Origin of the sequence: Methylobacter tundripaludum SV96, assembly GCF_000190755.2 — a bacterium.
Lineage (GTDB): Bacteria > Pseudomonadota > Gammaproteobacteria > Methylococcales > Methylomonadaceae > Methylobacter_A > Methylobacter_A tundripaludum.
On sequence record NZ_JH109152.1, the window covers coordinates 1906673 to 1932604 of the forward strand.

A 25932-nucleotide genomic window follows, 5' to 3' on the forward strand; every position below is an offset into this window, starting at 1 on the left:
GCTCTGCGTCACCAAGCGCAATGACTGGAACCGAAAAGCGGGCTTTGCGATTCCAGTCAGTCATCACCGTAGATCATGACTCGGCCTGGAAACGAGGCCGGGCCGAATAATTACGCTAGCACGACCGCGTTGAAATCGATCCAGGTAAAGTCTTCCTGTATGTCCTGACCTAATTCCAGAATCGTGTCGTCGTCTTCATCATGATGCCAGTTTAACAAAACGCAATTGGGATGGGCTTTGGCGTATTCGTTTAATAATTCAAACATGCTAAAAAAAATTTTAGTGCTGACACTGTTGAAATAAGTGAGCTGAAAATTAAATTCAATAGCGTCGCCGTTGAGCGATGTTAAATGACTTTGCAATTGCCGAAGGATAGGACGGAAAAATTCAACGCCGTTTTCAGGGTATGCTTCACCGGACATACTCAGCGTGTTGCTTGAAAATTTAAAGTTGATTTCAGGTGTATCGGAAGTGGCTGGAATGTAGATGTCGGTCATGATAGTTCCTTAAATAGTAGCTTTGAGATAAAAGCAAGACAGTTCATTTTCATACCCTATTGCATCTCTGATAGCGTATTGGATAGGTTCGATTGAATCTCTTGCCAGTGTTAAAAATCCAAGACCCGCACCTTTACTGATCGTGTCGTCACTGTGCTGATCATTTTTCAATTGCGTACGATAAGCTTGCCTGATTTCGTCGGCGCTCATTTCCAGGATCGGATCAATTTTCTCGCGGATGCGCGTTTCATGCTGTTTTTGAATAAAATTTGCACAGATAATAAAATATTTATCTTCTTTTTTGCCGACAATGATAGAGCCTTCCTTGGTGTCGTCAGAATCGGGCGCACCGGGTGAATAGTGCAGCGCATTTTGTATCATTTCGATAAAAGTGGAGAACACCTTGCGGGATCTGGCTCCCTTTTCATCCTGAATTTGCAGTTTTTGTTTTAAAGAGTCACTCATGGTTATGATGACATTCTGTGAAAGGATACCGCTGTAATAAAAAACAATACCGTTAGCATCAGCCTCTTCGCGGAATACGGTAAACAGATCGATAAGCATAAAATTCCCCGGTTAATTAAAATCTGAATCCCATCAGAGATACATCGTCGCGCCGCTTCTGCTTTCCCTGATAGTCATAATAGGCTTGCATGATAATAGACTCCTGCTCCGGCATGGGTTTGAGGTAATTATCCTGAAGTAGGGCCGAAAAGCGTTTTTTGCCAAACGCGATCTTTTTTAACCCGCCAATCTGATCGATGATCCCGTCGGTGGTCAGATAAAGGCACATCCCTTTTGTTAATGGGAGCTGCTGGTTGGTCCATTCATAATCCATCGGCGTGTCAATATAGCCGACGCCTTTACGATCCGGATCCAGCAACTGCACTTCGGATGAGGAGTTGCCTATATAAAACAAGGGGGTTTTGGCCCCGGCATAAGTAAGCGTACCGTTTTGCGTATTGACCCAGCAGAAAGCCGTGTCCATGCCGTCATCGGATTGCCCGCTCTGCGCTGAAGAAAACCTGTCGATGTCAATGCCGTCAGTGGCCGTCTCGTTTATCTGGCCAAGCGCCATCTTGACCTTTTTATTCATTATCGCCAGCGCGCCGGCAGGGTCGTGACGATTATCTTCATGCAGGATATGATCGAGAAAAGACGCCATAATCAGCGTCATAAAGGCGCCGGGAACGCCATGCCCGGTGCAATCGATCAACGCAAGAAAGAAACCGTCATCGAATTTTTTGCAGAAATAATAGTCGCCGCCTACTTTGTCGCGCGGCTCCCAATGCATAAAGTAGTCTTGCAATACAGCGCTCATGTCTTCTCTTGACGAACGCAGGAAGGATTTTTGGATGATGCTTGCGTAATTAATGCTTTCTGTTACCAGCCGGTTTTTTTCCGCCTGTAAAAAAGAAACGACCCTAATTAAATCTTCGCCGGTGCCGAGCCCCAGGTAATCGCCGTTTTCATCGGTGATAACAAACCCGTCGTTGATGGTTTTGCGACCGGAACCCAACACCTTAAAACTGAGCGTTTGAATGCTCATGTTTTGATCGACAATGAGCGGATCTTTGTCCATGAACGCAATGCAGCTTTTTCGGTCGAACAAATCATGGTGGAAAGGTTTGGCCATGCCTTCCATAAAAATATTGCGACTAATCAAACCAATCGGCCTGCCATTTTCTACCACGGCAACAGAAATCAGGTCTCGCTGCTCGTCCAACAGCGCGGTCACTTCACTATTGGTTTGCTGGGGCGATACCGTGGAACAGACTTTTAGAAGACTGCTGGCAATATATTCTGCCTCGATTTCGGACAGTCCCGCTTTCGATTGGTTTAATAAGGATTGGTCAAACATTGATTTGCCTTTGTGCTGGAAATTAGGCAACGATAAATTACTTTTATGACAATATGATGAATCAGAACTTTGCTGTAGCTATCCGATCAAAAATGCCGAGCAGCTCACATTTTTGACTGCCTTTGTGTGTCAGGGGGTTGCAATGAAATATTTACCAACGTACTTTCAGAGGGGTGGGAGTATCGGTGAAGTTTTGCCTTGATCCGCTATTAATGATCCATATCCAGCTGTTTCAAACGATAGCGTAACGATCTGAAAGATAACCCCAGCTGTTTGGCAGCCGCTGTTTTGTCCCCTTCATTTTCTTCCAGCACCAGGGTAATGGCTTTTCTTTCAATGCCTTCCAGGTGATCCTCCAATGACCCCAAAACCGGGCTATATTCCGGCGATTTAGCCGCTTTATGCGCATCTATCGGTAGGTTCAAATCATCACTCTCTATGTTGTTGCCGTCATACAGCGCAAGGGCTCTTTCCATGATATTTTCAAGCTCCCGAACATTGCCCGGAAAATGATACTTCTGCAATGCCGCTAATGCGGATGCCGATAAGACCGGCCTATCCTGTTTGTTGGCGCCCGTCAGTTTGGCCAATATATGCTCGACAAGGGCGGGTATATCGCCAGGCCGCTCTCGCAAGGGTGGAACATGAAGATCGATGACATTGATCCGGTAATATAAATCCTGCCTGAAGCTGCCATCCCGAACCATGTCGTTAAGGTTTCGATGCGTGGCGCTGAGCAAACGAATATCGACCGGAATTTCCTGCTGGTCGCCGACCGGGCGAATTTTCTTTTCCTGTATGGCGCGCAGTAGTTTGACTTGCAGGGACAGGGGCAAATCGGCAACTTCATCAAGAAATAGAGTGCCGCCTTCTGCGGCCTGGAATAAGCCTTTTTTGTCGCTGACGGCACCGGTAAAACTGCCTTTTTTATGACCGAAGAATTCACTTTCCATCAGGTCGTGCGGGATCGCGCCGCAGTTAATCGCTACAAAAGCATGATCGCTACGGGAGCTTTGCTGATGAATCAACTTTGCAACCAGCTCTTTGCCTGAGCCCGACTCGCCGCTGATATAAACCGGCGCTTGGCTGCGGGCGAGTTTCCCTATTTTTGCCCTGATCTCCTGCATGATTAACGATTCGCCCAGCAGCGTGTGCCGGGTTCGTCTTTCTTTGGTGGTGCCGGCATCGGAAAGTTTTAAGGCATTGTTAATGAGCAGCCTCAATCCGGGTAAATCAAACGGCTTGGAAACGAAATCGAAAGCTCCTTTTTTCATCGCCAGAATGGCCGACTCCATATTGCCGTGCGCGGTAATCACGGCGACCGGTATCGGCGCGGACAGCGTTTGTATAAAGTCAACCAGTTCCAGACCGTTGCCGTCCGGCAATTTCATATCGGTCAGGCAAAGATCGCAGGACTCTTGCTTCAATAATGCCTTGGCTTGAGCGATATTCTCAGCGCAGGCTGTCCGGATACTCATCCTGTTAAGGGTGATTTCCAACAGCTCACGGATATCGGGTTCGTCGTCTACAATCAATGCCAGTGGTTTATTCATAGGTCAATTAAGGTCTGTTCCGCATTCAGCAAGCAGAGCCGGAAACAGCTCCGGCTATCGTCGGTTAAATAATAGCTCAATTTTGCCTGATTTAATTCGGCTAACTCTTTTGAGATATAAAGTCCTAATCCCGTACCGCTGGAAGAGGTGGTAAAAAAGGGCTCAAACAGGTGGCTCTGGTGTTCGCGGCTGATGCCGGAACCGTTATCAATGACCTCTATGCAAGGCGCCTGTTGCAGGGCAAAAGCGCGTAATATTATGGGCCCGGCCTCAGGCTTGCCGTATTTCAGCGCATTCCGGCACAGGTTGTCGGTAATCTGCCTTAAATGACCTGGGTCTATAAACGCGCATAAAGATTCATCAGGGTACAAAAGCTGGAATGCATCCACATTAACGGCATGCTCAAGCGTGAAATTTTTCAGGTAATTATCCAGCCAGGGCTTTAGCCGAATCTTTTCCCGCCTTGAATCGGTTCTTCTGGACAGCTGTAAGATGTCCTCAATGATATGGTTGACGCGGACCGAGTGGGTCTGGATGATTTCCGTCAGCCGCCGGTCCTGGACGGATAACTGCGGATTTTCCGAGAGTAATTGTCCTGCGTGACTGATGGCGCCTAACGGGTTGCGTATTTCGTGGGCGATACTGGCGGTAAGCCGTCCCAGCGATGCGAGCTTGCTTTGCTGCACCTGTTGGTTATAAAGCGCAATATCCTCAAGAATAATCATGTAAAAAAATTCATGACCGGTCGGCAGGGGCATGAATCGGCTATGGATTTCGGACTGGTTCGGCAGTTGCAGCAGCACAAGATTTTGTTCGGGATCGGATAACCAGGTTTGAAAAGCTTCAGCTAAATATGCCGAAATATCGCCAAGCTTGACCGGCAGTGTCGATAGATTTGCCAGTCGCAATGCCGCTTCATTGGCCATCTGAATGGCTTGCTGCTTGTTGGCGATAATGATGCCCGATTGCAGATGCTGGATAATATACTTGTTGAGGTCTTCCAGCTTAATGATGGTTTGTTTTTGTTGATCGGCAAGCTGAAATATCTGTTCGCTACGTTTGGCGAGGATATACGACAGCAAGGCAATGGTGAAAAAGGCAGCTCCCAGCATCCCGGCATTGGCATAAGAAGTCGAATTAAAACTGTGCGTGTAATCGGCAACGACTTGTTCGGTCAACACGGCCAAACTGGCCAGTGCGGCAAATAACATCGCGCAGCGACCGCCAATCAATAAGCCGCCTGCGGCGATGGATACGGCAAGCAAAGTGCCCATGCCGCTGTTAATGCCGCCGGAAGCGTGCATAATCAAGGTCAGGATGAGTATATCGCTAAAAATAAGCAGTTGCGCTTGGGTGGCGTAACTGGTCAGTCGCCAGGTTATGCAGATACCGGACAGGATCGAGAGTATCAAGTAGCTTTGGCTGCTGTAAGTGAATAATTTACTGTCGTAAGCGCCGAGTAATGAAGCATCCGTGTAACTGTAAAACAACGTAACAAATAGGCCGGCCAGGACAAGTCGATAGCCTAAAAAAACCTTTAACAATATCCAGGCTTGTTGGGCGGGAATGCCGTAACCCTTGGAAAAAGGACAGGGAAAGATGGTCTCGTGGGTATTTGCCGGCATGTTTATTTTTAAAATGGCGTTTTGCAGGGACTTCGTTAAAATGCTCAATAAGGCCTTTAATCGTAGCATTTAGTTGTCATCTGTGTGTGAAAAATACCCTCGCCGGACTTTGCCGGTTAATCCAAGGAGTCATTTAATGAATATTCATGAATATCAGGCTAAACAGTTGTTTTTGCATTACTCCATACCTGTGCCTGATGGAAAGCAGGCGACCACGCCGGAAAGCGCCGAGCAGGTTGCCAAAGAACTGGGCGGTGACGGTTGGGTGGTTAAAGCACAGGTTCATGCCGGTGGGCGAGGCAAAGTCGGCGGCGTAAAGCTGGCCAAAACGCCGGCTGAAGTGGCCGAGTTTAGCCGGGGCATGCTCGGAAAGCGGCTGGTGACCAAACAGACCGGCGCGGAAGGCTTGCCGATTAATTCATTACTGATAGAAAAAACCTACCCGATCAAACGCGAGCTCTATCTGAGCGTACTGGTTGACCGGGGCAGCGAGCGCATTATTTTTATTGCCTCGTCTGCGGGCGGCATGGATATAGAAACCGTCGCCCACGAAACGCCTGAACAGATTATCTCGGTGCCCGTCCATCCGGCCGCCGGTTTACAAGGCTATCAATGCCGGAAGGTCGCTTACGCATTGGGACTTAAAGGTTCGCAAATTAAAGCGCTGGGAAAAATCATGCAAGGCTTGTACGACCTGTTTTTAGCCAAGGATGCCAGCCAGATTGAAATTAATCCGTTGATAGAAACCGACAACGGCGAGCTGATAGCGCTGGATGCCAAGATCAATTTCGACGATAACGCGGTCGAAGTGCATCCCGATATAAGGGCGATGAAAGATGCCGATCAGGAAGATGAAAAAGAAAACAAGGCCCAGCAATTCGGACTGAATTACATCACCCTGGAAGGCAATATCGGCTGCATGGTTAACGGTGCGGGGCTGGCCATGGCGACCATGGATCTGGTCAAGCTTAAAGGCGGTCAACCGGCCAATTTTCTTGATGTCGGCGGCGGCACCAGCGTTGAAAAAGTTTGCGAGGCGTTCAAGCTGATCCTGTCGGATCATAGCGTCAAAGCGGTATTGGTGAATATTTTCGGCGGCATCGTGCAGTGCGATATTATCGCGGCGGGCATTTTAGCCGCTGTCGAGCAGGTTCATGTCGCCGTACCGGTGGTGGTACGTCTGGAAGGCACCAATGCCGAACAGGGCCGGGCCTTGCTAAGCAACACCGGATTGAATCTTTATGCGGCGGATGATTTGGCACACGCGGCAGAACAAGTCGTAGCATTGGCGGAGGCCGCATGAGCATTTTAATCGACAAAGACACTAAAGTGATTTGCCAAGGCTTTACCGGCAAACAAGGCACTTTTCATTCCCAGCAGGCGCTGGACTACGGCACCCAATTAGTCGGCGGCGTAACCCCGGAACGCGGCGGCGAAACCCATTTGGGTTTGCCGGTATTCAACACCGTACAGGATGCCGTCAGCGGCACCGGCGCAACCGCCAGCGTCATTTACGTACCGCCTTTTTATGCTGCCGATGCGATTCTGGAAGCAGTCGATGCCGGGATTAAACTGATCGTCTGCATCACCGAAGGTATTCCGATTTTGCAAATGCTACGCGTTAAGGCCGCGATGGAAGGCACCGGCGTTTTGCTGATCGGCCCCAACTGCCCCGGCGTGATCACGCCGGGCGAATGCAAAATCGGCATCATGCCCGGACATATTCACCTGCCCGGATCGATCGGCATTGTGTCGCGCTCCGGTACATTGACTTATGAATCGGTACATCAAACCACCGCGCAAGGCTTGGGACAAAGTACCTGCGTCGGCATCGGCGGCGACCCGATACACGGCATGAACTTCGTCGATGTGCTGAGCCGTTTTCAAGCCGACGAGCAGACCAAAGGCATTGTGATGGTCGGCGAGATCGGCGGCGGCGAAGAGGAAGAGGCCGCAGAATATATCAAAGCCCATGTCACCAAGCCTGTGGTTGCTTATATTGCGGGACAAACCGCTCCTCCCGGAAAGCGTATGGGCCATGCCGGTGCGATAGTCACCGGCGGCAAAGGCACGGCGGAAGGCAAAGTGGCGGCACTTAAAGCGGCGGGAATTGAAGTGGTGAGTTCGCCGACTGATATTGGCGTGGCGATGAAGGGGTGTTTGTAGAATTCAAAGTAAAATATGTCGGATTAGCTTTACAGCTAGTCCGAAAAATAGCCGTTTAATTTGATAATGGCACTTCAATTGATATTGGAATCAATATGTTGACAAGCATAAAAATCGAAAAGTTATTTGATATTTTCGATTATGACATCGAGTTTAAAGAGGAAGGCATTACCATTTTAACTGGGCCGAACGGTTACGGTAAAACCACGGTATTGAAAATACTGGATGCGTTAGCTACACAAAATGGCCCCTTTTTTATTGGGCTGTTGTTCAAGAAAATTGTTTTGGAATTTTCTGATCGAAATGTGATTACGCTGCAAAAAGAAGATGATAACGATGTTTTGATAAAGACATTAGGTAAGTCTAAAACTGTTCATTTGAATAGAAAGTCATTTAATAGCGCGCTACAAAAGATATTGAAGGATATGCCTTTTCTACGTCCCCTTGATGCTGATAAGTGGTTAGATCGTCGTACTGATAATATTTACAACACAGAAACACTGCTACAGAAATTTCTACCGATTTTTCCTGAATTTGCAGCTGCAATTCATGCAATAGGGTTGCCAATAATTCCTGAAGTATATTTTATTCGTGAACAAAGATTGTTGCTTCCTGTCCTTAGCCCTAGACGTAGACAATTTTCCAGTCGTCCTTATATGGAAGAAGAAGTATTTGATACTTTTAGCAAAACCATTGAAGAATATGCCAAAGAGCTTCGTGAAAATATTAGAGAAACACTAGCAAAATCGTCACAAATTAATCAAGAGCTTGATAGCAGTTTTCCTCGTCGTCTTTTCGACCAACAACAAGACATTTCTGAAGAAGAATTTAAACACCGTTTTGACAAAGTTAGGGAAATACAAAAATCATTAAGTGAGTTTGAGCTTTTCGACATAAAAGAAGATAGCCATCCAACTTACAAACCAGAAAATGCTAAGGCACTTTATGTTTATATTGATGATACTGAAAAGAAACTTGCGGTATTTTCCGATCTTCTTGGCAAACTAAAAGCATTTACTGGAATACTAAACGAACGTCGGTTTACTTTTAAACGTATAGATATTTCCAAAGAAGATGGTTTTAAATTCAGTACTGACCTAGCAAAGCCATTAGCGTTGGGTGACTTATCTTCAGGTGAACAACAGGAAGTAGTGTTGCTTTATGAACTATTGTTCAAAGTTAAGCCAGGAACTTTGGTATTGATTGATGAGCCGGAACTTTCGCTACATGTTGTTTGGCAAAAACAATTTCTCGACGACCTGTTCAAAATCATCGAACTACAAAAAATAAACATTGTTGTCGCCACGCATTCCCCGCAGATCATAAACAATCATTGGGATTTGACTGTTGATTTAGAGGAATTACGTGATGCAGCGCTATCTAAGTGAGATTGATACGGTAGGTGAAATTCGCCAAGCGCGTAGACATCCAATAGGGAAAAACTATCTCTGGGTTTTGGTCGAAGGCGAAACCGATCAAAAACTCTATGCAAAATTGATTGATGGCAATAACACAAAAATTGAAATGGTACATGGCGGTGTCGAAAACTTACGCAAAACCTTATCCATATTAATTTTAGAAACCAACCAAATTCTTGGAATTCGCGATGCAGACTTTCTGCATTTGGATAACAAACAGGAAACAACAAATGGTCTGTTTTTAACAGATGTCCATGATGCGGAGATGATGCTGTCATCTTGTGATACGGCTTTCGAATCAATTGTGGCTGAATATCTCTCTCTTAAACGCGCTCGTTTTATAGATTTTCGTCGTGAGCTTTTAGCGTCTTTGGTATTTCTTGGTGGTATCCGTTGGCTCAACAATATCGAAGACTTGAAGTTGAATTTTAGTGGCATTGATTTAGATAAGTTCTACGACTCAATTGAATTAACACTTAATAAAATAATGTGTATTCAAGAAATTGAAGCTCGTTCGCCAAACAAAAAACGCTCTCTTCAACCGGATGAAATTGATCTGAAGATTGCTGACATTTCCGATCACTATAACTTATGTAATGGGCATGATTTCGAGAAAGCGTTTGCACACCATGTAAAAAATCACACCGCTGGAACTAAAAATTTCAAAGACACTGATATTGGTAAAGCTTTACGCATCGCTTATCGCAAAGAAGATTTTGCTACTACAAATCTTTACAACCTTCTTAAAGACTGGGAAATTAAAACCGGACAACTACTGTTTTCAGTACCATAAGTGTTATCTTTCTTCGCTTTCTGCCTTTGATTTTTGCAACTTCAATGACCCTAAAAATAGCCTTAGCCCAAACCAACTTCCTGGTCGGCGACATCGCCGCCAATGTTGACAACATCGCCAGAGCCGCCATTCATGCCCGTGATGAATTGGGCGCGGATATGGTCGTCTTTCCCGAACTGACCATTACCGGCTATCCGGCGGAAGACCTGTTATTGCGCGCCGATTTTATTACCGCCGCCAATAACGCGCTTTATCAACTGGCCGACCGCGTTGCCGGTATTGCGCTGGTCGTCGGTTTTCCCGAACACGATGGCGACAAGCTTTACAACAGTGCGGCGGTATTGCATCAGGGCGCGATACTGGCCTGCTACCGCAAACGGGCGCTGCCCAATTACGGCGTGTTTGACGAGCAGCGTTATTTTACGGCAGGCAGCCAACCTTGCGTATTCGAGTTCAACGGCACGTTTATAGGGCTGACCATTTGCGAAGATGTCTGGAGACAAGGCATTATTGAAGACAACAAACAGGCGGGAGCGGAGTTGCTGCTGACCCTTAACGCCTCGCCGTTTAATTCGGGAAAAATCCATCAACGCGAAGCCATTATTTGCAGCCAGGTTAAAGCCGCGCAGATTCCGTTGGTGTATGTCAATCAGATCGGCGGTCAGGATGAATTGATTTTCGACGGCGCGTCTTTCGTCGTTGACGCAGACGGCGGCATCGTCTTCCGTGCCGCGGAATTTAAAGAGCAGATCAGCGTGGTCGAGTTTGACGGCAATAAGCCCGTAAAAACTACCTGTGCGCCGTCCTACAATGAAGTCTCCAGCGAATATCAGGCCCTGGTGCTGGGCATTAAAGATTATGTGCGCAAAAACGGTTTCCAGGGAGCCATTTTGGGTTTGTCCGGCGGCATCGATTCTGCGCTGGTTCTGGCTCTGGCCGTCGATGCGCTGGGCGCTGACAAAGTTGAAGCTGTGCTGCTGCCGTCACGCTATACGCAGGACATGAGCAACGAAGATGCGATGCTGGAAGCGGAAGCCTTGGGCGTCAAGCATCATATTATCCCGATAGAACCCGCCGTTAATGCGTTCACCGGCATGTTGGCCGATATTTTTGCCGGTACCGCTAAAGACGCCACCGAGGAAAACATTCAGGCGCGTTGCCGCGGCGTGGTGTTAATGGCGCTGTCGAACAAACAGGGCAAGCTGTTATTAACCACCGGCAACAAGAGTGAAATGAGCGTGGGTTACGCGACCCTGTACGGCGATATGTCCGGCGGTTTTGCGCCGATCAAGGACGTGCCCAAGCTGCTGATTTACCAATTGGCGCATTATCGCAATTCCTTATCTCCGGCGATACCGGAACGGGTCATTACCCGTCCGCCTTCGGCTGAGTTGGCGCCCGACCAGGTTGACGCGGACTCCTTGCCGCCCTACGACGTACTGGACCCGATCCTGGAGCGTTATATCGAAAAGGACCAGTCCGCCGCTGAAATCATCGCCGCCGGATTCAGGCGCGAAGATGTAGCCAGAGCCATCAGCCTGGTCGACCGGAACGAATACAAGCGCAGACAATCCCCGCCGGGAATCAGGATCACGGCAAGGGCGTTCGGCCGCGACCGGCGTTACCCGATCACTTCCGGCTATAAGGGCATTTAGTAGGGCAAGCGCTCATTCGCATCAACTTAAGCTTCAATCAATAAAATGCAAGAGATTGATTCACCACGAAGACACGAAGTTTTTATGTGACTGCTTGCCATTGCCGGTACTCCCCTCTCGGCAACCGCTCCTGTATCGCCAAAAGCCTCTACTGTTTGCGTATTACCTCTCGTATTCATTCATAGGCTTCGCGTCTTTTCCTTCGTGAACTTCGTGTCTTCGTGGTGAAATGTCTTTAAGGGGTGGATTACATTTTCTCAATTCCTGACTATTTGTAATACAATGGGCGGGTTTACAACCGTTTGTTTCGATCACCAAATGTTCCTGCCGGCGGGTTATAAAAACAAAGCTATAGCTATGTTGGCTGTCGACATGACCTATTGATCTTCACTTCAATAGCGATATACCGCTCTAACAATCCGCATAGCCAATAAAACATTACTGCTGGCTCACAGAGATGTTCATGAGAAGACAGTATTTAATAATTTAAAAAAGGTGTCAGTTCTATGTGTTGGAGTGGTGAAGCGTCCGGTGTTTTAGCCGTCGCAGGTCTTAGTACCGCAGCTTATGTTGCAATTAAACAAGGGGAATCTAAAGAACTCTGGGTTCCGTTAACTTATTTTGCTTTAATGGAATTATTACAGGCGGTAACTTACGTCTATATCGATTTATGTGACAATCCGAATAATCAGATACTAACGCTGCTGGGCTATTTACACGTCTCGTTCCAGCCGTTTTTTGTCAACATGGTCGCGATGTACTTCATCCCGGAAAGCGTCAAGCTAAAAATTCGAACGACTGTCTATACTATCTGCGCCATCGGTACGCTGTTCATGCTGATCAAGATGTATCCTTTTGTCTGGGCAGGCTCTTGCAACATCGGCGTGGAAGGTTTTTGCGGACCGAGTGTTTGTTCTACCTCCGGCTCTTGGCACATCGCTTGGCAAATGCCGTTGAACGGCCTGATGTCGGACCCTGTGGGCTGGCTGTTCGGCTTTAACTGGGGCTTGCATGCGTTTACTTATATCGTGGTCGCCTTTTACCTGCCGCTTATGTACGGTTCATGGCGTTTTGTGGCCTTTCATTATTTAATCGGCCCGTTTATTTCCGACGTGACCACCACCGATCCTAACGAATATGCCGCGGTTTGGTGCCTGTTTTCCATCGCTTTATGCGTATCGGTCATTAAATCCCCGATCAGGAAACATCTGCACGTTAAAACCTGGCCTTTTTATAAGAAGTATATTGGCGATTCGCTGTAGAAATAAGTGCAGGCCGGGTTACCCTAAAGCTAACCCGGCCTACGCGGCTACTTTACTGTTATCGTCATTTTTCCGAGGAGCAAATATGCAAACATTTAGACAAATTCTGACTTTTTCTCTGTTCATCGCAATTTTTTCGGGCTGCAACCCTGTTTTTGCTGAAACGACTGAGACAACGGATACCGATACGCATCATGCGCAAAATAGCCTTGATTGGCCGGGCGTTTATCACGGCTTTCTGCCTTGCGATGATTGCAAGGGCGTGAAAACGACACTCGCCTTGAACAAAAACAACAGTTATCTCTTGATTACCCAATACGTTGGCAAGTCGGAAAGAGAAATTGTGGAAAAAGGGAAATTTACTGGGGGTAATAACAACAATACGATTGTTTTAACGCCACGCGACAATTCAACTACACGGCAATATCTTGTCGGCGAAAATACGCTCACTCAGCTCGATAACAATGGCAATCGTATCTCCGGCAAACTTGCAGATCGCTATATTTTGCGCAGAACCGATGTAACAAAATCATCATCGTCGCATCCGTCGCATTGAGCAGTGCTCAAGCAAAGCGATTACACTTATTTTCAACGCAAAACGTTTCGGACGCGGCAACATGCCCCGTCCGGCTTGGTATATTGGCGATTCGCTTTAACTTAAGCTGTGTCAATTGGGTTGCATCTTTTCGCAACCCAATTGACAGTTTCATTTAACATTGGCCATACCAATCACCCCATAACAACCGCTTTTCGCTTCGCCCCCCAGTTCCCCGGCTTTGGATTGAAGACTCCCGCACAGCGCTCGCCGCAAAAACGGCAATTTCCGGACGCATCCAGATTCCAGTCGGACAATTCGTACCAGTCTCGGCCTATCAGCAACCCTCTGCACTTGTGACAATAAGTACTTTCTTCCGCCTTATCATGCACATTGCCCACATAGGCATAATGTATCCCGTTTTTTAAAGCGATTCGTCGCGCCTGCAACAAGGATGAAAGCGGCGTAGGCGGCTTATCGCGCATTTTCCAATCCGGATGAAACGCGGTGAAATGTATCGGCACATCCGGCCCCAGATTCTCGACCACCCATTGGGTCATGGCTTCCAGCTCGACTTCCGAATCGTTCTCGCCCGGAATAACCAAGGTGGTCAGCTCCAGCCAGACCGATGTTTCATGCTTGATGTACTTAAGCGTTTCCAATACCGGTTCCAAATGTCCCCCGGCAATTTTGTGATAAAAATGTTCGGTGAAGGCTTTTAAATCAATATTGGCGGCATCCATCCATTGATAAAACTCGACTCTGGGTTCAGCGCAAACATAACCTGCGGATACCGCCACTGATTTTATGCCCAGACGCCGGCAAGCCTGGGCGGTATCGATCGCATATTCATGAAAAACGACCGGATCGTTATAGGTGTAAGCGACGCTGTCACAGCCATAATCAAGTGCCGTCTGCGCAATGGCATCGGGAGATGCCTTGCTCATCAAGGTATCCATTTCCCGCGATTTGCTGATGTCCCAATTCTGGCAAAAATTGCAGGCCAGATTGCATCCGGCGGTGCCGAAGGAAAATACCGGGGTGCCCGGTAAAAAATGGTTCAGCGGTTTCTTTTCGATGGGGTCAATGGCAAAACCGCTGGAGCGACCATAACTGGTCATGACAATCTGGTCATCCAGGTTTTGCCTGACAAAGCACAGGCCGCGCTGGCCTTTGTGCATCTTGCAAAACCGGGGGCAGAGATCGCATTGCACCCGACCATCATCCAGCGTATGCCAGTAGCGGGTTCTTACGGTATCTTTGGTAACAAAATCAGTCATGGTTATTCTCCTGTTTCCACTAATAAATAGTAAAAAGACGCCACTTTGCTCATGCAACAATAGTGCGTGAAGGCTTGTTTCAATAACTCAACCTTTATTCAGAAGGCGAACTGTGGGTATTACGCGTTATTTTTGTTCAAGTTATAAAATTTCCATTGTCCAGCATGGCTTATCAGCGAAATAAAATAAATGATTTTCGTATGCCTAAGTAATGGCACGTATGGATGTCGGATGGCTTTAATTCTATGATCCGTTCCATCGATAGGGTGTAGGTTTCGCTTTTCACGGCTGAACGATTGTTAAAAACGCGTAACAATTCAGTGTTACTATCTTGTGGACTGAGTTTCCTCAGCAAGCGCTCCCCGCAGAGAGTATCCCCATGCGCCATGCCGTTGTATAGATTAAATAAAAGGACAAGCTAATGAATAGACAGCCCGCCGTAGCAGGTTCTTTTTATCCTGCAAATCCGGAACAACTTCATCTGATGCTGGACCAGTTTTTGAATGATGCGGCGACCAATGAAAAAGTTCCCAAAGCCATCATCGCGCCTCATGCCGGTTATATTTATTCCGGCCCGATTGCCGCAAGCGCCTATGCCCGGTTAAAAAAAGCCCATGACAAGATAACCCGCGTGGTGCTTATCGGCCCCTCTCATCGCGTGGCTTTCAGGGGCCTTGCCGTAAGCAGATCGGAAACGTTTACCACACCGTTGGGATCTGTCCCTGTGGATCAGGCGGCAGTGCAAACCCTAGTCCAACTGCCCTTTGTCGAATACATTGAGCAGGCGCACACCTATGAGCACAGCCTGGAAGTGCATCTGCCTTTTTTACAGGAAATGCTGGATAGCTTTGAAATCGTACCCATTGTTGCAGGCGAAGCTTCGCCTGAACAAGTCAGTCAGGTGCTTGATGCGTTATGGGGCGGCGATGAAACGCTGATTGTGATCAGTTCCGACCTGAGTCATTATCATGATTATGCCACCGCTCAGCAGATGGATAAATCAACCAGCCAGGCCATAGAGCAGCTGCAATATGAGCGGCTCGCCCCCGAATCCGCTTGCGGCAAAGTGCCTGTCAGCGGCCTGTTAAAACTGGCAAGGAAAAAGTCGCTGTCCGTTACAACCATAGACCTGCGCAACTCCGGCGACACCGCTGGAGATAAAGCCAGCGTGGTCGGCTACGGTGCTTATGTCATTGAATAAGGTGAATCGGCAACGCCTGCTGGAGTTGGCGAAGCGCTCAATACAGCATGGTTTACAAACAGGTCGCCCCCTGAAAATCAACCTGGACGATTATCCGGAAGAATTGACGGAAACGCGCGCCACCTTTGTTACCTTGCAGATAAACCATCAACTGCGCGGCTGCATCGGCATGCTGGAAGCGGTCAGGCCGCTGGCCGAAGATATTGCCGAAAATGCATTTTCCGCCGCCTTCAGAGACCCTCGCTTTCCGCCACTGCAAGCGGACGAACTCGACGACCTGGAAATACACCTGTCCTTGCTCACACCGGCCGAACCTATTACATTTACCTCTGAACAGGACTTAATATCTCAACTGCAACCCGGTATAGACGGCTTAATATTGGAAGAACCGGAAATTTATAGCGCTGCGAACAAGCGCGAACAGCTGCCGCCGAGAATAGACGGTTTAATATTGGAAAAAGGTCGCCGACGCGGCACTTTTTTGCCGTCGGTATGGGAATCATTGCCGGAACCTGAGCAGTTTTTACGGCATTTAAAACAAAAGGCAGGATTACCGCCCGACTACTGGTCTAAAAATATCCGGATTTACCGCTATCAGACGGAGATAATAGACTAGGCAAGCGTTACGCTGTCAACATCTTCAAATGATGGTAACCATCCGCAAGAGACTTCACCGTTAAATGGATTGTACGCCCCATCGACTACCGGCTTTAAGCGTGGATCATTAAACAACCGCCATGATCGGATGAAACAAGAATGATGTCGCCGTATTCAGGATGTTTGATGCACTTGGCCGCAACCATTCCAGCGTAGACAACTCTGTCAATTTCGTCGTAAATATCTTCGGAGATTTCTGCGTATTGCTGCACGGTGAGGGGCGTTATTTTTGCGTCTTTCATTCAAATAGTCTCCGATAGATTAAAGAAAGGTGAGCTTGGCGAATAGCGCTATTTTGCTTTTGTGATTGCCGTATTCTTTTTTCATTATTGAGATTCGAATCTAACACGCAGAGGTAAACCGCCCCTTATAGAAAACCTACACTTGCAAGCTTACTGCCAGTCCCTGAAAAAAATCAGGGACCGGCTCAGAGCTCCATTCATAAAACCTTCCATACCTTGTCAATTAACTGTCAAGGTCAACACAGTGTAAATAAATCCTGCGGTTAAAGAGCAGCGCTACCATTAATGTGAGTTGAACAATGATGTTAAACATCCATGCTATGTTTTTCATGATGATTTCCTCAAAGCGAATTTATTAAAATTATGCTTTCGTCAGTCATGTCGACAATGTCGGTCTAACATTCTTGGTGTCGTTATCGGCTGACATTCTTATTCTTGAAGTTAAAATCCCTATCAATCGGTAATCGCCCAATAACACCTTTTTTTGGAAAGTTTTCGCAGCAGCGAAAAAAGCGTTGATTTTGCATTTTGCCGGTTTATGTCGGTATTCCTCGAAAATAGGTTGGTGTTGTCCAGGCATCTTTAGGGTAGAGCGCTCAGCGTCTTCAATCAATAAGCGTGATTACTTATCAGGTGAACTCGCTATTGAGCTGAATGCCTTACCTTAACCAACGTTTTAATTCCAAATGATTCTTCAAGATTAACGCATAAAAAATATCATTTATTTAATTTCCTTATACAACAGCACGTTAGTTCTTTATTGATATTTACCACGAAAAAAATTGGCTATTTTTAAAGACGGGGGGAATTATTTTGCCCATTTTGGCAATGCATAAGCAGGTTTCCATGGGGTGCATGGGCGAGTAACAAACCTTGTTTCCATGATATTTTTATCGGCAGCGCCATAATTCGCTCCGCCTCACAACAAACCATGCTCTGCAAAGGAATAGGGCTGCCCGTCGCCGATAATAAAATGATCCAGCACCCGTATATCGAACAAGGCCAAGGCCTGCTTCAGTTTCTCGGTGATATGTTTATCTGCCTGACTGGGTTCGGAAATACCGGACGGGTGGTTATGGGCAAAAATCACCGCTGCCGCATTATGGCGTAATGCCTGCTTGGCGACTTCCCTCGGATAAACGCTGGCACCGTCTATGGTGCCCCTGAATAATTCATCCAGTTGTATAACCCGGTGCTGGTTATCAAGAAATAAACAGGCAAACACTTCATAGCTGTAGCCGCGCAGTTGTGCGCTGAGGTAGGAACGGGTGATTTCCGGACTGGTTAGCGCATTGCCGCGCTGCAGGGCTTCCTTAAAATGTCGCCGGGCCATTTCCAATACGGCCTGGAGCTGAGCATAAGTGGCCTCGCCCAAGCCTTTGCCCTCGCAAAAACGTTGCTGGTCGGCGCCTAACAAGGCGTTCAGGGAACCGAAGTCGACGAGCAACTCACGAGCCAGGTCAACTGCGGATTTGCCCGGCGAGCCGGTGCGCAGAAAAATAGCCAGCAGTTCCGCGTCGGTTAAAGCGGCCGAGCCGCGTCGCAACAGTTTTTCTCTGGGCCGATCTTCTACCGACCAATCTTTAATGGACATAGGCCTCTTCCTATACGATTGAGATTTAAGCATAGAAGAATTTCTTCATACTTGCCATAATGTCGCCATTTGTTCAACTTTTCCGGGCATTACTATTAACAAACATATTTTATTGGCTGTCAGCGGCGGCATTGCTGCGTACAAGTCGGCCGAGTTGGTCAGGCTGTTGCGAAAACGGGGCGCCAAAGTGCGCGTGGTGATGACCCGATCAGCCATGCAGTTTGTTAGTCCGCTCACCTTTCAGGCGCTTTCCGGCAATCCGGTGCATAGCGAATTGCTTGATGCGGATGAAGAGCATGCCATGGGCCATATCAATCTGGCGCGCTGGGCCGATGCATTGATTATCGCCCCGGCAACGGCCAACACCCTTGCAAAATGCAGCCACGGTCTGGCTGACGACTTATTGTCAACGCTCTACCTGGCGGCAACCTGCCCTGTTTACGTTGCCCCGGCCATGAATCAAGCCATGTGGCATAAAACAGTCACTCAGGAAAATATTCAAAAACTCAAAAGCCACGGCGTTATTGTGATCGGCCCCGAACAAGGCGATCAGGCTTGCGGCGAAACCGGCTTCGGCAGGATGTCCGAGCCTCTGGACATTTGTAACCGTTTAATGGATGAACCGACCGCACAGTGTTTAAGCGGGCTTAAGGTTTTAATCAGCGCCGGACCGACCCGCGAACCTTTAGATCCGGTCCGCTACATCACCAATCGCAGTTCAGGAAAAATGGGCTATGCGCTTGCCAATGCCGCATTAAAAGCCGGCGCCAAAGTCACGCTGGTCAGCGGCCCGGTTACACTTTCCGCCCCTGATAATGCGGAGCTTATAAGCGTAGAAACAGCGGCGCAAATGCATGCGGCGGTTATCGCCAAAGCCGCGGAACATGATATTTACATCGGCGCGGCGGCTGTTGCCGATTACAGCCCTGCCCTGATGGAAAAAGAGAAAATAAAAAAACAGGCCGAACAAACCACGCTGACCTTGCAAAAAACCAGGGATATTCTGGCGGAAGTCGCACAACTCGCTAACCGCCCGTTCACGGTCGGATTTGCCGCAGAAACCCATGACCTTGAACAATACGCCCAAGACAAATTGACGCGCAAGAATCTGGATATGATTGCGGCAAACTGGGTAGGGCGCGATTTGGGCGGCTTTGATAGCGAACAAAACGCATTGCTGGTGTTCTGGAAAAACGGTCAAAAATCCCTGGCAATGACCGACAAAAATCATTTGGCCGAACAACTAATCAGCTTAATCGTAGAGAGAATGGAATATGAAAGGCGCCACAAAAATACAGCTTAAAATTCTGGACAGCCGTTTAGGCAAAGACATTCCGTTGCCTGAATATGCGACATCAGGTTCGGCGGGTTTGGACTTGCGCGCCTGCCTGGATGAGCCGGTCGAGTTAAAACCGGGCGAAACATTGCTAATTCCAACCGGCCTGGCTATCCATATTGACGATCATCAGCTGGCCGCAGTTTTATTGCCCAGATCCGGTCTGGGACACAAACACGGCATCGTGTTGGGTAATCTGGTCGGGCTGATCGATTCGGATTATCAAGGACAGGTCTTCGTCTCCTGCTGGAACCGGGGCGACACCGCTTTTACCATTAATATCGGCGAGCGCATCGCACAAATGGTTTTTGTACCGGTGGTGCAGGTGGAATTCGAACAAGTCGCCGAGTTCGACCAAAGTTTGCGCGGCTCCGGCGGCTTTGGTCATACAGGTCGTCATTAAGCTGTTTTTCTTTCATAGAGGCATAAACATGGTACGACTATTTTCTTTACTGTCAGCGTTTGCCGTTTTAATGATTCTGACTGCCGGTACGGGCGTTTACTGGATCAGTGCAACTCAAATCGCGCAATCAAAGCAAGACGCCACGGCAGCCGTTGCAAAAAGCGTCGCGTTAGGCATAACGGCACAGATAAAGCTGCTGACCGACACGCTGGAAAAAATGGCGCAGGACCCCGAGGTATTGGCTGCGGTTACCAGTGCAGATACAGCTCGCACACACACGGTGGCGGCAGAACTTGAACGGCATTTACCCGGCGTTCTAAAGGTCAGGCTGTTATTACCGGGCATCAGTGAGCTGGATGACAAAAGCGTGCCCAAAATGGGTTATGCCGATCTGGACATGGTGCGGGAGACCTTTACCAAAAACCAACTACCCGCAATACAAGGCGATGTCGGGCCTGACCGGCATCTGGCGATAACCCGGAGGATTATGCAGAATGATCAGGCGGTCGGCGTTATCCTGGCCAGCTTGAACTACGACTTTATTAGCAAAACCGTACAGGCAGCGGAGCTAAAAGACGGGTATCTTGAATTGAAACAGGCAACGCTGGTGTTAGGCGCTGCCGGTCAACCGGTCGGTGCAGAACAAGGCGATGATGTCCCGATAAAAGTAGCCAACACCGGCTGGGAACTGCATTACCGGTATGACAACAGTGTAAATTCCTCCGGACTGACTGTCATTGCAAGCATAACCGCCCTTTCCGCCCTGCTGGCGCTGCTGGCTTTTTTTATGGGCTACCGGAAGCTTTCATCTCTGCTGACGCACGATCTGGGCAGCGTGCTGAAAGCCTTTAAGGATCTGATGACCAATAAACTACAGGGTAACTATCCTGTTAAGTTGCCGGAAATGCATGCCGTTATTTCCACGTTATCGCAGTTTAAACGGGTTATGGATAATCAGGACAGCTATGTAGCCGACGATAATAATATTGCCGATTTTGGAATGCGTGGTTTTTTTGATGACTTTGGCGACGGCCTGACCGCGACTGCTCCCGGCAGTCTTACGGCACTTCCTCCAGCCATGAAGATCAAATCAGAAGCTACGCCGCCAAAGACAGCGAACGACGGCATCGACGCAAGAGCAGTTGCCGAAGCAGAGCAACGCCTGGAGCAGTCACCTAAAGCACAAACCGACGGCGTTAATTTTAATAAACCGGCTGCCGCAACCAGCAAACCGGAAGCCGTTGAAAAAACCGTGCCGGACTTCTTTGACATGCCCCTTTCCACAAAAAAAACGGCTGACACGGGCGTTATTTTCAGGGCTTACGACATCCGAGGTATCGTCGGCAAAACGCTGACTAAAGAAGTGGTTTACGACATTGGTCGTGCACTGGGCACCCAGGCTAAAGAGCTTGGTTGTAAAACCATCGTGGTCGGCCGGGATGGAAGAACCTCCAGCCCTGCCCTAGCGGAAGCCCTGACCAAGGGCATTATTACAACCGGCCTCAATGTGCTGGATATAGGCATGATACCCACGCCGGTGCTTTATTTTGTGGCAAGACACACCGAAGGACGTTCCGGGGTGATGATTACCGGCAGCCATAACCCCGCCGATTATAACGGCCTGAAAATGGTCATCAACGGCGAAACGTTGGCTGACGAAAGAATCCAACAGCTTAAAACCTGCATTGATAATCAGGCCTATGCAACCGGCAAGCCCGGCGGCATCGAACAGAACAGCCAATTCAGCAATGAATACATCGGCATTATTTCCGAAGATATACATATCGCCAGACCCATGACCGTGGTGCTGGACTGCGGCAACGGCGTTGCCGGTGAACTGGGGCCGATGCTGCTGAAAACGCTGGGCTGTGAAGTGAAGGAGCTATTTTGCGACATCGACGGCACCTTTCCCAATCACCATCCGGACCCCAGCAATCCCAAGAACCTGTCCGAATTGATTGCAACGGTCAAGCATTACAAAGCCGACATCGGCATCGCTTTTGACGGCGACGGCGATCGTTTGGGCGTTGTCGACTCAAACGGCAAAATCATCTGGCCGGACCGGCAGATGATGCTGTTTGCCAAAGATGTGCTGGCCGGCAAACCCGGATCGGAAATCATTTACGATGTGAAATGCACCCGCCATCTGGCCGATCAAATCGTAAAATACGGCGGTAAGCCGACCCTCTGGAAGACCGGGCATTCATTGATGAAAGCCAAGCTTAAGGAAACCGGGGCCAAGTTGGCCGGTGAAATGAGCGGACATATTTTCTTTAATGATCGCTGGTTCGGTTTTGACGATGCCTTGTATTCGGCCGCGCGTTTGCTCGAAATACTGTCCCGCGACACGCGCAACAGCGCCGAGGTATTTGCCGATTTTCCCGATAGCATCAACACCCCGGAATTGAATGTCGTGCTGGAAGAAGGTGAAAATTTCACTTTTATGGACGGCCTGCTTGCCGCCGCCCATTTTAGCGACGGCAAAATCACCGATATAGACGGAATGCGCGTCGACTTCCCGGACGGCTGGGGACTGGTACGGGCATCAAACACCACACCGTCACTGGTTATCCGTTTTGAGGCCGATTCGGAAGCCGCAATGAGCGGCATTCAGGAGCAATTCAGACAACTGATGAAAAAGATCAAACCCGATATTGTTTTGCCTTTTTAATAAACCGGAAACATCGTATCGCTGAAGAAACCCTATAAACATTAAAGTTAAATACTGCTCAACTCAGTTTCTTGTACAATAGCATTACACTAATATAATAGTGGTTTATATCCAGTTTCTTAACCCAGGAAAGAATAATGAAAAAAATAAGTCTATTGCTTGCGTTATCCTTGTTGTTTGGCTTTTCAAGCACGGCTGTATTTGCCGCTCCTCTAACTTCTAATAAAGACATCATCGGCAGTTGGTTTCTGGAATATACAAAAAAATCGCCGGAAGATACTGAAAAAAAACCGATGGGCATGACCTGGGTGATTGATAATAGCCAGCTGACCCAAAAAGATATTCCTCAAGTTAGAGGCAATCCCTATGACGCGCCGGCAGTCGACTATGTTGTTGAAGACGGCACTTTAAAAGTCAGCATATTGGGCAGGGCGGGCAAATTCGATGTTTACTCGTTAGTGGAAAAAACCGATACGGCTATGGTACTTAAAGATAACAAGTACGGAACCTACATGTATTTTACCAAGAAGTAAGCTCCCTCCTCCCAGTCTCCGAGGCTTACGCGTTATAAACATGACGATTAAGCCTCAACAAATACTCCTGCATTACTGCGCTGCTCTACCCTCCTTGTCGGCACACCACTCACACTTCGTTTCAATGACGAACAGCGCCGGCAAAAAGTCCTGTTGGTCACTCTGTTGTCCTGTGAATTGGCATCAATGTTGTTTGAATGGATAATCGAATGATTTTAATGGATAATGCACGTCTATTTACTTGATCTAACCTACGCAGTGAAGCAATGAAAAAAAAGATAGAGGAACTTATCCTGCAAGCCGTTGAAACACTAAAATCAAACGGTGTTCTCGCTCAGGAAATCACCCCGAACATTACGATTGACCGCACCCGTGACCCACAACACGGCGATTTTGCTTCGAATCTGGCATTAATGCTGGCGAAACAGGTAAATACAAACCCGCGCCAACTGGCAGAAAAACTGATTGCCGCACTGCCTCAAGATACCGCAATAGTTAAAGTTGAACTGGCGGGCCCCGGCTTTATCAATTTCTTTATCGATCCCACCGCCCAATATCAGGTTATCAAGCAAATTCACGACCAAGGCCCGAAATTTGGCTTAAGCAATGTCGGCGCCGGTAAAAAAGTCCAGGTCGAGTTTGTTTCCGCCAATCCAACCGGCCCTTTGCATGTCGGTCATGGACGTGGCGCCGCCTATGGTTCTGCGGTTGCCGATTTATTACAGGCAACCGGTTTTGACGTGCATCGCGAATATTATGTCAACGATGCCGGTCGGCAGATGGACATACTCGCCACCAGTATCTGGCTCAGATACCTGGAAGAATGCGGCGAAGTGGTGCATTTTCCCAGCAATGCTTACCGGGGCGAATACGTACGCGAAATTGCCTGGAACATTCATAAAAACGCCAACAATGAATATCGCAGACCGGTAGAGCTGGTGTTTGAAGACATTCCTCCCGATGAACCTGCGGGCGGCGACAAGGAAGAACATATCGATGCGCTGATAGCCCGCGCCAAGACCTTGCTGGGCGCGCCGTTATATCAGGACTTTTTTCAAATAGGCCTGAACAACATTCTGGAAGACATCAAAATCGACTTAAGCGAGTTTGGCGTTGACTATCAGGAATGGTTTTCAGAACGCCGGCTGATGGACGACGGTTCGGTGGAAAAAGCGCTGGAACGCTTACGCGCGGCCGGTCATCTTTATGAAAAGGATGGCGCGACCTGGTTTGCCTGCGCCGATTTAGGCGACGAGAAAGACCGGGTGGTCGTCCGCGAGAATGGTCAATCCACCTATTTCGCGTCCGATATTGCCTACCACATGAACAAGCTGGATCGCGGTTTTGACCAGATTATCAACATTTGGGGAGCCGATCATCATGGCTACATTCCCCGCGTCAGGGCGGCCATTCAGGCCCTGGGCGCAGATGAATCCAAGTTAAAAGTGCTGCTGGTACAGTTTGCCTCACTGTATCGCGGCGAAGAAAAAGTACAAATGTCGACCCGCTCCGGCGAATTTGTCACATTGCGGCAATTGCGCAACGAAGTCGGCAAAGACGCGGCGCGCTTCTTTTACGTGATGCGCAGGTCGGAACAGCACATGGATTTCGACCTGAAACTGGCGACCTCCAAATCCAACGAGAATCCGGTATTTTACGTGCAGTATGCCTACGCCAGAGTATGCAGCGTGTTGCGCCAATTGGACGAGAAAAACTGGGAACGGAATTTGCCGCTGGGCATGGAAAATCTGGCGCTATTAACCGAAGAGCACGAAACCAATCTGCTGGGAACACTGGCACGCTATCCTGAAGTGCTGGAACGCGCGGCGTTACAGTACGAGCCGCATCAGCTGATTCAATACCTGCGCGAATTGGCAAACGAGTTCCATACTTACTACAATGCGCATCAATTTCTTGTTGAGGATGCAAAAATTCGTAATGCAAGGCTCAATTTGATTTGCGCAGTGAAACAGATATTGGCAAACGGCTTGAGCTTGCTGAATATCAACACACCTGAAGCAATGTAAAATGGCTAAAGACTACAAACATAGAACGCAGAGTAAGAATACCTCGTCGTACAGACAAAACTCAGGCCAACAAAAAAGTCTTGGTCTGTGGCGATGGATGCTGATTACGGCGTTGATTATTTCGTTTGTAGTCTTTCTGGTTTATTTACGCAGCACCGGATCGAAACAAATAACCCAGCAGCCGGCTATACCGACCCAGCCCGAGGAGGCCAAAGTTGAAGCCCCCAAGCCGGAGAAAAAGCCTGAGGGGCCGGTATTGCCGCAATTTGATTTTTATACCATCCTGCCTGAAAAAGAAGTCATCGTGCCGGATCACGAAATTAACACGCGCGCCAGGGAAGAGCGGGTGGGACAGGCCAAAACCGCCAGTTATATTTTGCAGGCCGGTTCGTTCAGGGAATTTAAAGATGCCGACAGCTTAAGAGCCAAGCTGGCTTTAATGGGCATTGAATCCAAAGTTGAGAAAGCCAAAGTCGGTAATGTCGTCTGGAACCGGGTCAAAATGGGGCCTTATACCCAAATGACCAGCGTTAGCACCATTCGAGGCCGATTAAGGGAAAACGGCATAGACGTGATCGTTATGGAAATTGGCAATTAATAGACTGTAAGCATCGCACGCCTTT

At 48.3% G+C, this 25932-nt stretch carries 23 protein-coding genes; 15 read left to right on the top strand and 8 right to left on the bottom strand.

From position 1 onward, the window contains the following. Window positions 1-110: 110 nt before the first annotated feature. The 5 genes from METTU_RS08705 to METTU_RS08725 form a co-directional block, all read right to left on the bottom strand. Window positions 111-497: a DUF1987 domain-containing protein gene (locus METTU_RS08705; RefSeq protein ID WP_006891001.1), complete on the bottom strand. Its 387-nt coding sequence runs from the start codon at window positions 495-497 to the stop codon at window positions 111-113. A gap of 9 nt (window positions 498-506) precedes the next feature. Beyond that, a complete protein-coding gene (locus tag METTU_RS08710; protein WP_006891002.1) occupies window positions 507-1061 on the bottom strand; it encodes a SiaB family protein kinase in 555 nt (184 codons plus the stop codon). 16 nt (window positions 1062-1077) lie between these two features. Beyond that, on the bottom strand, window positions 1078-2358 hold the full coding sequence (locus tag METTU_RS08715) for a SpoIIE family protein phosphatase (protein ID WP_006891003.1): 1281 nt from the start codon (window positions 2356-2358) through the stop codon (window positions 1078-1080). Between the two features lie 209 nt (window positions 2359-2567). Continuing rightward, window positions 2568-3911, bottom strand: a complete 1344-nt coding sequence (locus METTU_RS08720; RefSeq protein ID WP_006891004.1) for a sigma-54-dependent transcriptional regulator — start codon at window positions 3909-3911, stop codon at window positions 2568-2570. Beyond that, a complete protein-coding gene (locus tag METTU_RS08725; RefSeq protein ID WP_040580274.1) occupies window positions 3908-5536 on the bottom strand; it encodes a sensor histidine kinase in 1629 nt (542 codons plus the stop codon). The genes METTU_RS08720 and METTU_RS08725 overlap by 4 nt, the downstream gene beginning before the upstream one ends. A gap of 136 nt (window positions 5537-5672) precedes the next feature. Between METTU_RS08725 and sucC the strand changes: the two genes are divergently transcribed. The 7 genes from sucC (at window position 5673) to METTU_RS08760 (ending at window position 13386) form a co-directional block, all read left to right on the top strand. After that, a complete protein-coding gene (gene sucC, locus METTU_RS08730) occupies window positions 5673-6839 on the top strand; it encodes an ADP-forming succinate--CoA ligase subunit beta (protein ID WP_006891007.1) in 1167 nt (388 codons plus the stop codon). Further along, a complete protein-coding gene (sucD, locus tag METTU_RS08735; protein ID WP_006891008.1) occupies window positions 6836-7702 on the top strand; it encodes a succinate--CoA ligase subunit alpha in 867 nt (288 codons plus the stop codon). Before sucC ends, sucD begins: the two co-directional genes overlap by 4 nt. A gap of 95 nt (window positions 7703-7797) precedes the next feature. Next, entirely contained in the window at window positions 7798-9090 is a 1293-nt protein-coding gene (locus METTU_RS08740) for an AAA family ATPase (protein WP_006891010.1), read from the top strand. After that, on the top strand, window positions 9071-9913 hold the full coding sequence (locus METTU_RS08745; protein WP_006891012.1) for a DUF4435 domain-containing protein: 843 nt from the start codon (window positions 9071-9073) through the stop codon (window positions 9911-9913). Before METTU_RS08740 ends, METTU_RS08745 begins: the two co-directional genes overlap by 20 nt. A 44-nt stretch (window positions 9914-9957) precedes the next feature. Then, window positions 9958-11568 (top strand): NAD+ synthase, encoded by a 1611-nt coding sequence (locus METTU_RS08750; RefSeq protein WP_006891015.1) that lies wholly within the window; start codon window positions 9958-9960, stop codon window positions 11566-11568. 506 nt (window positions 11569-12074) lie between these two features. Continuing rightward, on the top strand, window positions 12075-12830 hold the full coding sequence (locus METTU_RS08755) for a DUF5765 domain-containing protein (RefSeq protein ID WP_006891016.1): 756 nt from the start codon (window positions 12075-12077) through the stop codon (window positions 12828-12830). A gap of 85 nt (window positions 12831-12915) precedes the next feature. Then, a complete protein-coding gene (locus METTU_RS08760) occupies window positions 12916-13386 on the top strand; it encodes a copper resistance protein NlpE (protein ID WP_006891018.1) in 471 nt (156 codons plus the stop codon). A 173-nt stretch (window positions 13387-13559) separates the two neighbouring features. Here METTU_RS08760 and amrS read toward each other — a convergent pair whose 3' ends face one another. Continuing rightward, window positions 13560-14645 (bottom strand): AmmeMemoRadiSam system radical SAM enzyme, encoded by a 1086-nt coding sequence (gene amrS, locus METTU_RS08765; protein ID WP_006891020.1) that lies wholly within the window; start codon window positions 14643-14645, stop codon window positions 13560-13562. 421 nt (window positions 14646-15066) lie between these two features. Here amrS and amrB point away from each other — a divergent pair, with 421 nt between their 5' ends. Both amrB and amrA read left to right on the top strand, forming a co-directional pair. Further along, window positions 15067-15846 (top strand): AmmeMemoRadiSam system protein B, encoded by a 780-nt coding sequence (amrB, locus tag METTU_RS08770; protein ID WP_006891023.1) that lies wholly within the window; start codon window positions 15067-15069, stop codon window positions 15844-15846. After that, the gene (gene amrA / locus METTU_RS08775) at window positions 15833-16462 is read left to right on the top strand and encodes an AmmeMemoRadiSam system protein A (RefSeq protein ID WP_006891024.1); all 630 of its coding nucleotides are present in this window, start codon (window positions 15833-15835) and stop codon (window positions 16460-16462) included. Before amrB ends, amrA begins: the two co-directional genes overlap by 14 nt. Before the next feature lie 94 nt (window positions 16463-16556). On the opposite strand, the gene METTU_RS08780 is transcribed toward amrA, so the two are convergent. Both METTU_RS08780 and radC read right to left on the bottom strand, forming a co-directional pair. Next, window positions 16557-16745 carry a hypothetical protein gene (locus METTU_RS08780; protein ID WP_006891026.1) on the bottom strand — a complete coding sequence of 63 codons (189 nt, stop codon included), beginning with the start codon at window positions 16743-16745 and terminating at the stop codon, window positions 16557-16559. Window positions 16746-17664: 919 nt separating this feature from the next. Next, window positions 17665-18339, bottom strand: coding sequence for a RadC family protein (radC, locus tag METTU_RS08785; protein ID WP_006891029.1), 675 nt, complete (start codon window positions 18337-18339; stop codon window positions 17665-17667). Between the two features lie 88 nt (window positions 18340-18427). Between radC and coaBC the strand changes: the two genes are divergently transcribed. The 6 genes from coaBC (at window position 18428) to METTU_RS08815 (ending at window position 25907) form a co-directional block, all read left to right on the top strand. Next, entirely contained in the window at window positions 18428-19642 is a 1215-nt protein-coding gene (coaBC, locus tag METTU_RS08790; protein WP_040579722.1) for a bifunctional phosphopantothenoylcysteine decarboxylase/phosphopantothenate--cysteine ligase CoaBC, read from the top strand. After that, complete coding sequence (gene dut / locus METTU_RS08795) at window positions 19614-20078, top strand: dUTP diphosphatase (RefSeq protein ID WP_006891033.1); 465 nt, start codon at window positions 19614-19616, stop codon at window positions 20076-20078. The genes coaBC and dut overlap by 29 nt, the downstream gene beginning before the upstream one ends. Before the next feature lie 28 nt (window positions 20079-20106). Next, complete coding sequence (locus tag METTU_RS08800; RefSeq protein WP_006891034.1) at window positions 20107-22749, top strand: phosphomannomutase/phosphoglucomutase; 2643 nt, start codon at window positions 20107-20109, stop codon at window positions 22747-22749. Window positions 22750-22886: 137 nt separating this feature from the next. Continuing rightward, window positions 22887-23282, top strand: coding sequence for a hypothetical protein (locus METTU_RS08805; protein ID WP_006891036.1), 396 nt, complete (start codon window positions 22887-22889; stop codon window positions 23280-23282). A 266-nt stretch (window positions 23283-23548) separates the two neighbouring features. Further along, a complete protein-coding gene (gene argS, locus METTU_RS08810; RefSeq protein WP_006891038.1) occupies window positions 23549-25309 on the top strand; it encodes an arginine--tRNA ligase in 1761 nt (586 codons plus the stop codon). A 1-nt stretch (window position 25310) separates the two neighbouring features. Then, on the top strand, window positions 25311-25907 hold the full coding sequence (locus tag METTU_RS08815; protein WP_006891039.1) for an SPOR domain-containing protein: 597 nt from the start codon (window positions 25311-25313) through the stop codon (window positions 25905-25907). Window positions 25908-25932: the final 25 nt, after the last annotated feature.